Consider the following 14952-nt stretch of genomic DNA (forward strand, 5'->3'; position numbering starts at 1 on the left):
CGCAACCGGTCGAGGGATCGGTGACGGCGGGAGCGGCCATACCGGGCGCATGGCGAACCGTCGGCGCCCGGGCACCGCGATACCGCCCCCAGGGCGACCCAGGAGGCATACCGTCGACGTGACCGCGATCGACAGGAGGTGGCGCGGTGCCCGAGGATGGCGGCGCGACGACCGGTGACCGCGGCGGGGCCGGTGCCGCCGGTCCGGTCCTCGTGCTCAACGCCGGCTCCTCGTCACTGAAGTACCGGCTCCTCGCCGGCGGCCGGGCGGAAGAACCGGAGGACCTGGAGCACGGGCAGCTCGAACGGATCGGCGAGCCCGGCGGCGAGGCGGCCGACCATGCCGACGCGGTCGGCCAGGTGATAGACCGGTTACACAACCGGCCGGTCGCCGCAGTCGGGCACCGCGTCGTGCACGGCGGTGACCGGTTCCGCGAGCCGGTCCTGGTCGACGACGACGTGTTGACCGCGATCGAGGAGCTGGCCCGGTGGGCGCCGCTGCACAACCGCGCCGCTGCCGCAGGCATCCACGCCGCCCGCGGCGCCCTGCCAGGAATACCGCACCTGGCACTGTTCGACACCGCGTTCCACGCCACCCTGCCGCCGGCCGCGTTCACCTATGCGATCGACCGCGAACTGGCCGGCGAGTACGGGATCCGGCGCTACGGGTTCCACGGCATCTCCGTGCGGTACGTGGTGGACCAGGCCGCGCGCCTGCTGGAGCGCCCGGTGGCCGAACTGAACATGATCGTCCTGCACCTCGGCAACGGCGCCAGCGCTACCGCCGTGGCCGGTGGTGTCAGCGTGGACACCTCCATGGGGCTCACTCCGCTAGAGGGGCTGGCGATGGGCACCCGTACTGGCGACATCGACCCGGCCGTCGCCTTCTACCTGGCCCGCGTCCGGAACCTGAGCCTGGACCAGATCGAGAACCAGTACCAACGCCAGGGCGGCCTGGCCGGCCTGTGCGGCGACAACGACGTACGCGCGGTGCAGTCGCGCGCCGCCAGCGGCGATCGCGATGCCGAGCTGGCGCTGGACGTATATTGCCACCGGATCCGCAAGTACGTCGGCGCCTACCACGCGGTGCTCGGCCGGCTCGACGCGGTCGTCTTCACCGCCGGAGTCGGCGAGCACAGCGGGCCGGTCCGGGCCAGGTCGCTGGCCGGCCTGGAGCCCATGGGCATCATGGTCGACCCGGAACGCAACGGCGCGGACGGCGGAGCGCGGCTCATCTCACCCGCCGGCTCCGCGGTCTCCGTCTGCGTGGTTCCTACCGATGAGGAGCGCTCCATCGCTCAGCAGACGGCCGCCGTGCTCGGCCTGGCCGGCAGCTGGTAGCGCCGTTCAGGCGCTCGAGCGGCGCCGCCTCCCGATCGTCGATGATCTCGATGGTCGTTGAGGCGGACGCTGGCGCGGGTCGTACTTTCGCAGGCGCGGCTGGAGTATGAGGACCTCTCATTCGACGGGGTCCCCACCACCGGGTGCGCGGTTGCTGTCCATGGTCGCGAGGGCATCTCTCAGGCCCGCCCGGGAAGTGATGCCGAGTTTCGGGAAGATGCGGTAGAGGTGCGCGCCGACGGTCCGCGCCGAGAGGAACAGCTGCTCCCCGATCTCCTTGTTGGTCATACCAGTCGCGGCCATCTGGGCGATGAGAGATTCCCGGCTGGTCAGGGTCACCCGTCCTGGCTGAGGGTTCGTCCGCTGACCGGTCGCCCGCAGTTCCTGGCGGGCCTTCTCCGCCCATCTCCTCGCGCCGAGGCGTTCGAACGCCGCGCAGGCCCGGCCGAGGTGTTCCCGGGCGGCAAGCGCCGACCGGCTCCTCCTCAGGTGTTGGCCGAACAGGAGCTCAATGCGGCCCCGTTCGAACGGCCACCGGTCGGCTTCCGGGGTTCCGAGCGCCCGGTCGAACAGACTCGATGCGGTGTCCTCGTCGGCGACGAGCGCCTCGGCGGCAGTCACCAGCATGCTGAGCCGGCCGGATATCGCCCCCACTCGGGCGGCACGGGCCGCCGCGACGTGCGCCCGGGCCTCGGCGTGGCGGTTGGTCCGGACCGCGGCCTCGACCACGTCGAGCACGGTCCAGATCGCCACCGGACGGTAGGGCGGGATGGTGCCGGCAGGGCTGATCGAGGTCGCCTCCTGGTACGCCTCCTCGTAGTCCTGGCGTCCCAGAGCGATAAGGGTGCGGGTGTAGTGGCAGAGCTGGCTCACCACTACCACACCTCTGGGTACGGCCCAGTAAATCAGCTCGTCGGTGATCCGGTACGCCGTCTCGTCGTCGCCGCGCACGGCAGCGAGAGTGGCGACCCAGTGATCGGCTGCCCAGCGGAAGAGCCGGAGCCCGTGTTCTCTGGTCAAGGACAGCGACTCGGCCAGGTACCGTTCGCTGTCGCGCCACTGGCCCATGAAGTAGGAGTCGAGCGCCAGCAGTGCCAACGCCTGCGTCTGCACATTCAGGTCGTCCGCGGCACGCCCCAGCCGCAGCGCACGGTGCAGAGCGGCTCGACAGCCCTGCAGCCGGTCCACCCAGGAGCTGGCCAGCCCGATGAGAACGATCTCGCCGGGATCGTTGACCTGATCCAGATGCTCGATGATTCGGTCGAGTTGCCGGTACTCGGCGTCGTCGGCGCTTACGGGATCCGAGTGCGTATGCCGCATCAGGACGACAATGTCGAATTCCGGCTTGCGCACGCGCGACACGAACGCGTCGAAGACCTTCCAGAGGTGGCTCCGCCCGCCGAAAAAGCAGACGTAGAGCAGCGTGAGCAGGGCTGCCCTGATCTGGAAGCTCGGATGCGACCGCTCGCTCACCGCGTCCAGGGCGCCGCTGAGGACACGGTGGGCAGTGTCGACGTCTCCGTCCGCGTTGAGAATGACGAACGATGTGGCCACCGCCATGTCCAGGGATCCCGCGTGGGCGGGATCGAGTTGACGAACCTCGCGCAGCGCGTCCCCGGCCAGGGCGATACCGTCCCCCAGGTGAGCACCGACGTAGGCGGCGGCGGCCAATCGCCGGGCGCGCTGCGCGTCGGCGGGGCTGAGCATCGAGGCGGTCGTGAGAGCGGTGACCGCGCCGACCGTATCGCCCCGGCCGACCAGCCGGTAGCCCGATTCTTCCAGCGAGGACGCCGCTTGCTCGTCAGGCTCGGAGCTGCTCTGCGCGATATGCCAGACCCGTCGGTCCGGGTCGTCACATACGGCCTCGGCCAATCGACGGTGGACCCGGCGGCGCTCGGCGGCCGTGGAGGCGTTGACAACGGCCGATCGCGTCAGCGGGTGGGAGAACACCACTCGGGTGCCACGGTCCACGATGTGTACCAGTCGCCCCCGTTCCGCGGGTGCCAGCGTCTCCAGGAGTCGCTCGTGCGACGCGACCTCAAGGACGCGCAGACTCCCCGTCGTTTCAAGAGCGGCGAGCAGCAGCGACCGTCGCGTGGTATCCGGCAGGTTCTCGATCCGGGATGAGAACGCCGCCTGCAGCCGCCGGTTCAATGGGACGACGGACAGGTCGAGCGTCGCCCCACCTTGACTCGGATCGGAGAGAATCAACGGCAGTTCGACGAGGGCCAGCGGATTCCCGGCCGCCGCGGCCAACACCCTCCGTCGGTTCGCCGGCGTCAACTCCGGGCAGCGAGCCGACAGAACCGCTGCTGCCGCCCGCCCGCCCAGAGGGGCCAGCACATACTCGTCCAGCCGTGCTCGCTCGAAGAAGCCCTCGGCCGCCGGACGCATCGACCCGAGGAAGCCGCCGCGCGCTCCGGTGAGCCGCCGGGCCAGGAGCGTGAGCACCGCGGCGCTCGACCGGTCCAGCCACTGCAGGTCATCGACGAGGACGAGGATCGGCGAGCGGCGAGCCTCGGCGCGCAGCAGGTTGCGCATCGCCTCGGCGACTGTCAACCGGTCCAGTTCTACCGAAGCCCGTGGATCGAACAGCGCCTCGAGGATGGCGGCCTGCTTGCCTTCGAGGGTGGAGATCGAATCGACGACGGGGCCCAGCAGCTGCTGCAGGCCGGCGAAGCTGATGTCGGCTTCGAACTCAACCGCGGTCGCCGACAGGACGCGGCCGCCCTCCCCCGTCCAGAGCCGGGCCGCGTGTCGGAGCAGGGTGGTCTTCCCGAGGCCGGCTTCGCCGACAATGACCAGCGACTGCCCGGACTCGCGTGAACGCTCGCAGAATCTGGCGATTACCGCGAGGGCTTCATTCCTGCCGACAATATCTGTCGTCATATCCCGTCATGCTCTGTGTCTCGACCGATGCGGTCCGCATCAGTAGGAGGCGAATCACCCTGAATTGTATCTTCACGGTCTGGCGGAACCTCCCCGAGCAGCGGCCTGTCCGATCGACGCCCTGGTCACAGACCTCGCTTTAGGTCCGAACATAGGACATTCCCTCCTCCCCGGCCAAGTCAGGGTGTAAGCGGGTCGGGAATCACAGTCATTTGACTGACGCACTCCGGCCGCTCCGGGCGCCAACCTTGGTCCTGGCGCTCGTCGCCCCCGGCCGGTGCAGCCGATGACGGTTGGCCGAGTCGATTCCCACGCCCTGCGATAAAGAGGAGTTCGCGTGCCCAATTTCCCCTCCCTCGTTCTTGTCCACGGCTCGTGGCACGGCCCGTGGATGTGGGAGCCGCTCATTGACGCGTTGCCGGGGGTGGACGTGCACGCTCTCGCGCTGCCCGCCACCGGCGAGGACCCCGCGACCCTTGGCGACCTGTATGACGACGCGGCGACAGTCGCGGCGGCGATCGCGGCCATCGACGGTCCGGTCGTGGTCCTCGGGCACTCCTCCGGCGGAATCCCGGTAACCGAGGCCGCGACCGCTGACAACGTCCGTCGCCTCATCTACCTCGCCGCGTTCCAGCTCGACACGGGCGAGTCGCTGTTCTCCAGTGTCGGCAGCACGCCCGCACCTTGGTGGAGAGTGCACGAACGGGAGGGGCTGAGAAGCAAGGGCTACGTCGTGCCGCTGCGCCCGGAAGAGATCTTCTTCAACGACTGCGACCCGCAGGACGCGAAGCGCCACGCCTCGCGGTTGACGCTGCAGTCGTGGGCCGCCAAGACCCAGCCACTCACCCGGGCCGCGTGGCGGTCGATCCCCAGCACGTACGTCGTCTGCGAGGCCGACAACGCGATCCCCGTCTTTGGCCAGGAAGCCATGGCACAGCGCGCCGACAAGGTCGTACGCCTCAACGCCGGACACGACTCGTTCCTGTCCAAGCCGGCTGAGGTCGCCGCGCTGATCCGCGAAGAGCTGAGCGCTCTGGTCTGATCGACGTGGAGGCGCAGTAAGGGAGACCGACGTCAGCGCCGGCTCGGACAGACAACCAGCTAGTGGCGTGTCAGAGAACCTTTGCCTGCTCGGGTGGGCCGTGTCCGGGGTGCGGCTCTGTGGCCTGGGGTTTCGCGGTGGTGGGCGTTGTTGTCGTGCCTCTGTGCTGGACTGTCTGATGTGCCGCGGCGTCGGGATCCGATGCTGTTCGGGTGGTTCACCGGACCGCCCGGGTTGGTCCGCGCCTAACCCGCGCGCAGCGGCGGCGGTGTTTGGGCCTGCTGCGGCGCGCGGGCGACGTCTGGGCCTGCACGTTGGAGATCAATCAGTGGCGGCGGCGTCGTCAGGTACCCCCGTTGGTCGGGTACCGGGAGCTGTGTGGGGAGTTGGCGGCGGCGGGTCCGGGCACGTTCGGTGAGCTGTGCACGGCGAGGGCGCGGTCGGTGTTGCGCCGGTTCTCCGACGCGTGGTTCGCGGCGGGCAAACGCCGCCGTGGTGGTGATGCGCGTCGAGGTCGGCGAATCCGATCGAACCTGGACTCGGTCCGGAGGTCATGCTCGTCGGGGGTGGCGGTCGTGAGCGCGTTTGGCGGGACCACGGGCTTGCGCGGTTCGCGCCATGCGCGCATAGCGGATCCCCGTTTGATCGTCTGGCGGCTTCGGGCTGGCACGCGGCCCACCTTACGAACCCTCGGCCGGCCAGGGGACGACCCGACACGGGAAGATGCGTCCCGACAACCACAACCACGTCCTGCCGCCAGATGCGGGTCCATGGAGCCGTAACCGCGTCCGTTGCGCGGTCGGCGACATCAATGACCGCCAGGAGTCGGTGGGGTCATGTGTAGCTGACCAATCAGGCTGGTCGCCAGCACCTCCAAGCCGCTGCTGATCCCGGCGGCAACGATGCCGCCCAGCGCGAGCACGAGCGCCGATGCCCAGACCGCGGTGAAGCGGGCGTTGTAGAGGTCGACGACATACCTCCAGCTGAGCCCTGTGCGGGCCATGATCACTCGATCGCCAGCGACGAACCCCAGCACGATGGCGAAGGCGAAGACCTGCAGCACCCAGACCCCGTAGCTGCGCCAGTCCGCCGGCTCGGATTCGATGAAATCGAAGATAAGAGGTGGGGCGACGATGATCGCGGCGAGGCTGATGCTCTTCGTGACGCCGGTGCGGCCCCGCAGCAGCGGGAAGAAGTACCCGAAGAAAAATCCGAACAGCCCCCACTCCCCGACCGTCCACGCGAGTTCGGACAGGTAGTAGAGCGTGCCGAAGGCACTTGATTCGGGTGACTCCGAGCGGACCTGACTCAAATAGATGACCGTCCACGGTAGGCCGACGGCGGCACCGATCCACGCTGCTAGTTTTCCGTGCCGCCATCGATCATCCAGTACCTGATCACCGACCGGTTGCTCGTCTGCCGGCAGCGCGCTGATACGGGCCTCCACGTGCCGCCGGCTCTTTTCGACAGTCTCCAACTCGGTATGTGGCGACGTGTCCAATGCGGATATCAACGCCAGACGGCGTCGACGTAGCGCGTCACGCTCCTTCGTCACCAGCGCGGCGCGCTCAACGAGCCGACTGCTGAGCCCGGGGTCGATCACCGGTCCCCCCGGGCGCAGCAGTACACCGGTCAGCGCGGCGCCTGCCAGAACCGTCACCGGTATATACGCCCATCGGTCATCCCAGTAGAACGTCAGCGCGGCCAGCACCGCGGCGCCCAGCGGGACGATCGACTCCCCGACCTCGGCACTGAAGCAAGCAAGTTGACGCAGACCCACCAGGACAAGTCCGGTGAGCACGAACCAGTTGAGGTCTGTCAGCCAATCCAAGAAGTTGACCAGTTCAAGCACGCCGACGTCGTGCTGCCGGTCGCCTCCGGGTATCAGCGCGACGATGTACGGCACGGTGGGTACCACGACCAGGGCGGCCACGACTGACACGGACAGTCGGCTCCGGGCGCCACGCCTGGCCGCGACCGCGGTCAGTGCCCTGGCCACGAACACCGCATAAGTGCCGACCGCCACGGCTGCGGCCGCAGTGAAGACGGCGACCCGGTCAAGGTTGACATTTGAATAGTCGACGGAGTCGAGCAGCCGATGTCCGGCGACCGTGGCGTCCAGGACGGCGACCACGCCGGCCGCCAGGCACCATGGGCGCCCGGCGCCCAGCACCCCGGCCAGCACACGTACGCACCCCATGACCACTACCGACAGTGCCGCCCACCCGAGCGCGGCCTCCACGGGCCCGAGCGACGATGAGCTGTGGGCCATCATCAGGAACAATGCGACCGTGGCGAGCTGCGCCAATCCGAACAGCCCGAACGACGTGTAGGCCAGCCAGTCACGGGACCTCGGCGCGTGGTGGATACGCTGGTCCACACCGGCGCGCCGCCGCGAACCGTCCGACCTGGTCCCGCATGCGACCGCGAGCGGAAGCAGCAGCACGACGGTCAGCACCGCCATGCTCTCAGCTACGCCGCCGTCGTCCGGCTGCCACCTCCCATGTGACGCCCAGGCCGCGAGGTGACTCTGGAAGAAAGGCCCCACGGCGACCTCGACGTCCAACAAGACGGCGAGCACCGCGCTGGCCAGGGCGACCCCCGCGCACACCGCGGCGCACCGGACGAGCCGATCTCCGAGCGGCCCGAACCACGGGCGCCCTCGCCTGAGCCACAGCAAAGCCAGGATCGATGGCACCGCCGAGAACAGCCGCCACAGGCCGCCCCCCACGACCGGCACTCCGGCGCCACCGACGCGGCGGAGGGAAGACACGACGTTACTGTCGTGCAGATGCCTCCACTTCGCGACGACAAGGTCAGCGGACTCGGCCTCGGTGCGGTCGATGGTGGCGGTCGACCCTTGATAGGTCACGGAGTTGGCGGGCGCGGGGACGAACACGGACTGGTCGCCGCGCTCGATCACCACCCGGTCGGTGTCGGCGTTGAGGGCTTGCGCGGACGCCACCCGCACGTCAATCTCGGGCAGCATCGTGTTGTACGGATCGGCGTCGAGGTGGAGATGACCGGTTGACTCGTCAACGCGTATCGCCGTGGGCGCGTGAAACGTCAGTAAGGTCGTAACCCGGTCGTGGAAGCCCAGTGGGAACTCCCCCACACTCACCGTGCCGAGCAGGTCCTCCACGAACTCGTCCGTGTCGTCGACCCGCTGGCCGGCCTCCGTCGCCTGGTAAACCGGATCGGTCAGCGGCAGCCACAGGTCGTAGCTGGCGTAGAGCGTCCCATCCGAGACGTGCAGGTTGAGCTGGCGGCGGATCGGCTGCGCATTGCCCGCGCCTTCGGCGGCTCTGCCCTGCCAGAATCGCTGAGGGGACCTCCATAGTGGCGAGGCATCGACAGCGCTGTCGAGCGCAGGCCCGACGAGCGTTGTCATGACGTCGAGCGCGACGACCGCGACCACGGGGAGGACGACGATCGCCGCGATCCGCTTCCACCACCGTCGGGTAGCACTGCCGCGTGTGCCCACACCAGCTCCCGAGTCATTGACCGATGCCTAGGTGTGCGATCCTGCCAAAAGTGCCTTGGAAGCTGTCCGAGCCGAACGGCTAGAACTCGACCGTCCAGTAGTCCACCACACCCGCACATCGTGGCGTTCTACGAACAGCTACGTACAGACTTTTCCGATCACCCGCCATACGATCCGCACTCACCGTGGATGTCGATGCGGCTGGCTGTGGGTATCGACCACCTCATCATGCACCTGAGCTTCGGCAGTACCCCGCGATCGTCAAGCTCTGGGAGAACGCCTGGGCGGAGTTCACGCCGTTCCTGGCTTTCGACGTGGAGATCCGTAAGGTCATCTGCTCCACCAACGCGATCGAGAGCGTCAACGCCCGCACCCGCAGGGCTGTTCGCGCCCGCGGCTTCATGCGGCGACCGCCGTGAGACGCGCGACACATGGCCGCCGCTGACAGCAGCATCGCGGCAGGAATTCGGGCCGCCCATAGAAGAACGCCCAGCACGTCGTAGCAGGACAGCGGGTTCGCCTGCCCGTTCGGCATCGCAAGCTTCGCGCCTGCCGGCCCCGGCTCGCCCGAGCCCGGCTCTGCCCGAGGTGTTGACAGCTGCGCAAGCGAAATGGCAACGTTGCCATTTGTGATCATGGCAGGACCTCACATAGGAGTGGGCTCGTGATGCATGGACGACTATCTATTAATCGTGCGAAGCGAGGCAGGATCGGCGCCCTCTTGACGGCACTGGCGACGGCCTGTGCACTAGCAGCGGTGCCCGCCACGGCCGAGGCGCACGGCGCACCGAATCCCTACCCGCTCAGCCTGAATTCGCTGAATGTCCAGAACCCATTCGTGTTCGCCGACCCGAAGACGCGGACGTACTACCTGTACGCGCAGAGCCCTGATCCCTCGAACACCGGCATCGTGGTGTACCGGAGCAAGAACCTGAAGTCGTGGTCCGCCCCGGCCACGGCCTACACCGTCCCGAGCGGCGCGTGGAACGCGGACGAGCCCGCGACCGCGCCTGAGGTTGCGGCGTATCACGGCAAGTATTACCTGTTCACGACGCTGCACAACAGCGGGGACATCATCGAGCACGGCGGCACCTCGAACCGGTTCGTCGACACGAGCCCCGAGGCGACCATCGTCGCGGTGTCGGACTCGCCAGCGGGCCCGTTCGCCGACGTCAACCCCAAGAGTCCGCCCACCGACCTGTCCCTGATGACGATGGACGGCACGCTCTACGTCGACCCCGATGGTGTGCCGTATCTGGTCTACGCCCACGACTGGGTCCAGAAGATCGACGGAACCCTGGAGGCGGTGCAGCTCGACAGCTCCGACCTGTCCTCCGCGGCCGGAACGCAGTTCTTCCTGTTCAAGGGCTCGGACGCCGCGTTCTACCAGGACCGCAACTTCGGCAGCGACGACCCGACGTACAACGCCGCCAACACCGACCAGTTGTCGCCATTCAAGGTCTACGACCCGCAGGTCACCAGCCTTCCCGACGGAGGCCTGGTCATGCTGTGGACCACGCAGAAGCAGGGCCAGTACGTCGAGATGCAGGCCGTCTCGCGGACCGGCAACATCCGGGGACCGTGGGAGCAGGAACAGGCCCTACTGACCGGCGACAAGGGCGGGGCGATGTCGTTCGAGACCTTCGACGGCACCCGCATGCTGCTCGCGCAGGACAACATGACCGGCGGCAGCGGCCACATCGAGCTTTATAACGCAAGCCTGACGGCCACAGGCTTCCAGCTTGACCAGCACCGGGCCGACCTCGACGGTGTCCGGAGCATCTCGCTGCGCGACACGACGCCGCCCGACATCTACGTGCCATCCACCCGGGTCGTGACGACGAGCTCGGCACGCGCGACCAGCGCCTCGGTGCACTTTGTGGCCTATGCCCGCGATGATCGTGACGGTTGGGTGCCCGTGACGTACTCGACGCGCCCGGACTCGTCCTTCAAGCTGGGCCGCACGACCGTAACTGTGCACGCGAAGGACTCCGCCGGCAACCGGTCGTCGGAGTCGTTCGTGGTGCAGGTGCAGCGGCCGTCGTCGTCGACGACCGCTGCGCAGCCCAAGGCGACCGATCCCACGGCGCTGGCGACCAGCTTCCCGCTCACCATGCCGCAGATGACGCTGCACGACCCGTACATCCTGCCGGATGAGACGAGCCACACCTACTTCCTGTACACGGCAAACAGCTCGAGCACGAGCGGTGACCCCGCGCACGGGATCATGGCGTACCAGAGCAAGGATCTGATCCACTGGTCGGTCCCGAAGGTCGTTTACACGGTACCGACCAGCCCGGACGCGTGGAACGACAGTGAGTCGCCGTGGGCGCCCGAGGTGCACCTGTACGACGGGAAGTACTACCTGTTCACCACGCTGCACAACCCGTCGGACATCACCGACCCGAGCCAGCCCGGACCGGACTCGACCCGGTGGATCGCGACCTACCGCAGGGCCAGCATCCTCGCGGTCGCGGACAGCCCGGTCGGTCCATTCGTCGACATGAACGTCAAAGCGCCACTGACGGACCCGACGTTCGACACGCTCGACGGCACGCTCTACGTGGACCCGACCGGCAAGCCGTACCTGGTCTTCGCCAACGAGTGGCTGCAGAAGCTCGACGGGACCATCGACGCGCTGCCACTGTCGAACGACCTGTCGACCGCGACCGGCGAACCGATCTTCATGTGGAAGTCCTCCGACGCGCCGTGGTACAAGGACCCGCTCTACGGTGGGCGCTACACCACGGTCACCGACGACAAGCAACTCTCGGCGAAGCAGCTCACCGGTGACGTGACCGACGGCCCCGAGTTGTACACCACGCCGGACGGCAGCCTCGTATCAATGTGGGCCACCTACCGCGACGACACGTACATCGAGACGCAGGCCATCTCCCGAACGGGCAACATCGCCGGACCATGGGAGCAGCTGCCACCGCTCGTCTGGGGTGACAAGGGGCACGGCATGGTGTTCCAGGACTTCAACGGCGACATGCACATGATCATGCACAACCACATGAGCAGCGGCACCCCACGCGGCGAGATCTACGACATGCAGCTGACCAACGACGGCTTCAAGGTGCTCGCCCACCGCGAAGACCTCGACGGGGTGGCCGGAGTGGACATCACCGACAACCTGGCTCCGAAGATCTACGTACCGTCGACGCGGGTCGTGAACACGTCTTCGCGTACCGGCGCCGCGGTCTCGTACTTCGCCGAGGCAACCGATGACCGGGACGGCGCCGTGGCTGTGCAGTACTCGAAGTCACCCGGCTCCCGATTCCCTGTCGGCCGCTCCACGGTGACAGTCACGGCACGCGACGCGGCCGGGAACGTGTCACACGCCAGCTTCGACGTCGTGGTCAAGCGCACCTCACCAGCGCCCGGCGGTGGAAACGGCCACTCACCCGGACGGTAGTGCCGGCAACCATCTCTAGGCAGCCAGGGGGTCCCGGGCCGGCAAGCCCGGGACCCCTGGCCCTGCAGAAAACGAGCACCGGGCAATCGGGCATGACCGGCTCGTGCACGAACGACCTCAGGTCACACCTCATGGACGACGGTGCGGGGCGGGACTTGCCGTACTTGATCGGATCACGAGCTGCGCGGGCACCAGCAGGTGTTCGTCGTCCAGCGATCCCTCGCCCCGGATCTGACGCACAAGCAGGTCCACGAGATTCAGCCCGATCACCGTGAAATCCTGGCGGACGGTGGTGAGCGCAGGCCGCAAAAAACCCGCGAGCGCGACGTCGTCGAAACCGACGACACTCACGTCACCGGGAACGGCGACGCCCGCGTCGGCGAACGCCGCCATCAACCCGACGGCCATCTCATCGTTCGCGGCAAACACGGCCGTAACGTCCGGATCGCCGGCGACCTTCCGGCCGACGGCATAGCCCGACTCTGGTGACCAGTCACCGCGCAGCACCGGCGGGACCTCACGTCCCGCCGCGCGCAGGGCGTGACGCCACGCCTCGGCGCGTACCCGCGACGAACCGGAGTCGGCCGGCCCAGCCAGATGGTGCACCGTCCGGTGGCCGAGCACGAGAAGGTGCTCCACCGCGAGTCGTGCGCCACCACGGTGGTCCGTGCTCACGACCGGGTGGTGGCCGACGAATCGCGAGTCCGACACCACCACGGGCAGGCCCGGCGGCAGTGCCAGCGTGGGCGGGGTGCCGTCCTCAGCCCGGATGATCATGAGCCCATCGATCGACTGATGGGTCAGCCGGTGCACGGCCGCACTGACATCCGCCGTCGATGGCGTCTCGACGTCGACGAGGCTGATCGAGTACTGCTCGCGCCCGGCGGCCTCGACAACCGCCTCGATCGTGCGCGACTCCCCCGTGCGATTCAGCTGATGAGCGATCACACCGATCACGCCGAAGCTGCCGACGCGCAGCGCGCGAGCGGCGTGGTTCGGCGAGTAGCCGAGTTCCGCCATCGCCGCGAGGACGCGTTCGCGGGTCTCCGGCCGCACCTTGTCCGATCCCCGCGCTACTCGGGAGGCCGTCTGGGGTGAGACGGCGGCCGCGCGCGCGACCTCGAGCAGGGACGCGCGGGAACGCCGATCTGGGACGCGATCGGTTGGCCCAGTGTTCGCCATGAACTGAGACTAGCGGGCCTGACTGTCCCAACGCCGGACACCGCCCACCCAGTGCGACCTCGAGAGAAGCTACGCTGTGACAAGTATCCAGGACGTGATCGTGGCGACTCGCGGGATACGCCGGGCGAGAGACCTTGCCGCTGCGGCAAGGTCTCATCCCCACTCAAGGCGGTGCGGCCCGCGCTGACGCGCTGGCCGCCAGAGCACCACTGTCGGCGTGGAAGCGACGTAGCTGCGGGGACGGAGCGAAAGGACCACGCCTGTATGACTGGGCATTGGTCTCGTTGCCAGACACCGGCACCGCCGAGCACGGACACGCTCGATGGCTGCTGATTCGCCGCAGTATCGGCGATCCAAGTGAGCTGGCGTACTACCTGTGCTACGGCCCCGTCGACACCACCGACGGGGAACTGATCCGCGTCGCGGGAGCCAGGTGGGCCATCGAATGATGCTTCCCGACCGCGAAGGGCCAGATCGGCCTGGACGAGCATCAGGTGCGCCGCTACGACACGTGGTACCGCCACATCACCCTCGCCATGTGGGCGCACGCGCGCTCGGGCCAGCCACTACCAGCGAAGACTCCGAACCTGAAAGTGCGGCTGGAGTACTAGGCATTTCGTCGGCGGCGTCGTGCCGGTCATGGCGGCCACACCTCGCCGCTCAACCTGGCCACCGCCGTTGATGACCGCGACGTGGATGCCCGCTGGTTGCGCGGCCGGTACGGATACGCTCTGCCAGATTGCGGTACCTGAGGTCCTCAAGGGGGCCACGACTACTATTCGGCTGGTTCGGACCGAGCCATGACCTCCAACTTGATGTGAATTGTCAATTCCACCTGCGCGAAATAGTCTGGCTCGACGCTGGCCGCCTCGCGGTAGCCGGCTATGGACGCATCGAGATCGGCGAGCGCCTCGCGGTAGCAGCCGAGTGTGGCGAGGCTGTCTGCCCGCCACCGTTGGGCGGACGCAAGATATGCACGGTGCTCGTTGTCGGAGGCAGCCAGCGGAGCCCGGAGCTGGATCGCCTCGGCCCAGGCCTTCACGGCCTCGTCATGCCGGCCGGCCGCGTGAAACGCGATCGCCTGGTCGTGGAGTGACTTGACCAGTTCCGGCCCATCCGGGGTGATGTCGCGCCAAAGCGAGATCGCCTCAGCACGGGCTGCGATCTCCTCGTCGTGGCGGCGCTGACGGCAAAGGCAGTAGGACAACGCCGACAGACTTCCGGCGAGCTGCTTACGGGCCCTCAGGTCCAGAACGCTCAGGCGTCGGCATTCAGCGATCGCAACCTGATAAGCGGCGGTGGCATTCGGAGAGCGTCCGGCACGTTCCAGCGTCCAGGCGAGATTGAGTGCAGCGACAACGAGCCGCTGACTGTACCGCGAAGACATCCATGCCGCGACGCGTAGCAGCGCGACCTGAGCCCGCAACTTCATCACCCTCCGAATGGTGCCCGTCATGACCGGCACCGGTCAACGAGGAGGCGGACGAGGAGCGACCGGCCTTGACGCGCCGAAGTCTTGCGGGCCGCTGAGGAAGCCTCGCGGTCAGCGATAGGCCCCCTGAAGAGCTTGGCGATCGAGTTCCCCAGGTGAGTGTCG

The 14952-nt window shown here is 67.8% G+C and carries 8 protein-coding genes and 1 pseudogene; 5 read left to right on the forward strand and 4 right to left on the reverse strand.

Features of this window, described 5'->3' with window-relative positions; all coding sequences use genetic code 11:
• Positions 1 to 146 precede the first annotated feature (146 nt).
• Positions 147 to 1340, forward strand: coding sequence for an acetate/propionate family kinase (locus tag ABEA87_RS35395; RefSeq protein WP_345637256.1), 1194 nt, complete (start codon positions 147 to 149; stop codon positions 1338 to 1340).
• Between the two features lie 117 nt (positions 1341 to 1457).
• Here the strand turns inward: ABEA87_RS35395 and ABEA87_RS35400 are convergent, their stop codons facing one another.
• Positions 1458 to 4229, reverse strand: a complete 2772-nt coding sequence (locus ABEA87_RS35400) for a helix-turn-helix transcriptional regulator (protein ID WP_345637258.1) — start codon at positions 4227 to 4229, stop codon at positions 1458 to 1460.
• Positions 4230 to 4566: 337 nt separating this feature from the next.
• On the opposite strand from ABEA87_RS35400, the gene ABEA87_RS35405 reads away from it, so the two are divergent.
• On the forward strand, positions 4567 to 5271 hold the full coding sequence (locus ABEA87_RS35405) for an alpha/beta hydrolase (protein ID WP_345637260.1): 705 nt from the start codon (positions 4567 to 4569) through the stop codon (positions 5269 to 5271).
• Positions 5272 to 6079: 808 nt separating this feature from the next.
• On the opposite strand, the gene ABEA87_RS35410 is transcribed toward ABEA87_RS35405, so the two are convergent.
• Entirely contained in the window at positions 6080 to 8755 is a 2676-nt protein-coding gene (locus ABEA87_RS35410) for a hypothetical protein (protein WP_345637262.1), read from the reverse strand.
• 242 nt (positions 8756 to 8997) lie between these two features.
• On the opposite strand from ABEA87_RS35410, the pseudogene ABEA87_RS35415 reads away from it, so the two are divergent.
• Together ABEA87_RS35415 and ABEA87_RS35420 are read left to right on the forward strand one after the other, a co-directional pair.
• Positions 8998 to 9153, forward strand: a pseudogene (locus tag ABEA87_RS35415) (transposase); the annotation flags it as partial.
• Between the two features lie 359 nt (positions 9154 to 9512).
• The gene (locus tag ABEA87_RS35420) at positions 9513 to 12173 is read left to right on the forward strand and encodes a family 43 glycosylhydrolase (protein ID WP_345637264.1); all 2661 of its coding nucleotides are present in this window, start codon (positions 9513 to 9515) and stop codon (positions 12171 to 12173) included.
• Between the two features lie 129 nt (positions 12174 to 12302).
• Here the strand turns inward: ABEA87_RS35420 and ABEA87_RS35425 are convergent, their stop codons facing one another.
• Complete coding sequence (locus tag ABEA87_RS35425; RefSeq protein WP_345637266.1) at positions 12303 to 13355, reverse strand: LacI family DNA-binding transcriptional regulator; 1053 nt, start codon at positions 13353 to 13355, stop codon at positions 12303 to 12305.
• 275 nt (positions 13356 to 13630) lie between these two features.
• Between ABEA87_RS35425 and ABEA87_RS42780 the strand changes: the two genes are divergently transcribed.
• On the forward strand, positions 13631 to 13804 hold the full coding sequence (locus ABEA87_RS42780; protein WP_425571015.1) for a hypothetical protein: 174 nt from the start codon (positions 13631 to 13633) through the stop codon (positions 13802 to 13804).
• A 326-nt stretch (positions 13805 to 14130) separates the two neighbouring features.
• Here ABEA87_RS42780 and ABEA87_RS35435 read toward each other — a convergent pair whose 3' ends face one another.
• Positions 14131 to 14787 (reverse strand): tetratricopeptide repeat protein, encoded by a 657-nt coding sequence (locus tag ABEA87_RS35435; RefSeq protein ID WP_345637343.1) that lies wholly within the window; start codon positions 14785 to 14787, stop codon positions 14131 to 14133.
• Positions 14788 to 14952 lie beyond the last annotated feature (165 nt).

The sequence above is a fragment of the Rugosimonospora acidiphila genome (genome assembly GCF_039543385.1).
Lineage (GTDB): Bacteria > Actinomycetota > Actinomycetes > Mycobacteriales > Micromonosporaceae > Rugosimonospora > Rugosimonospora acidiphila.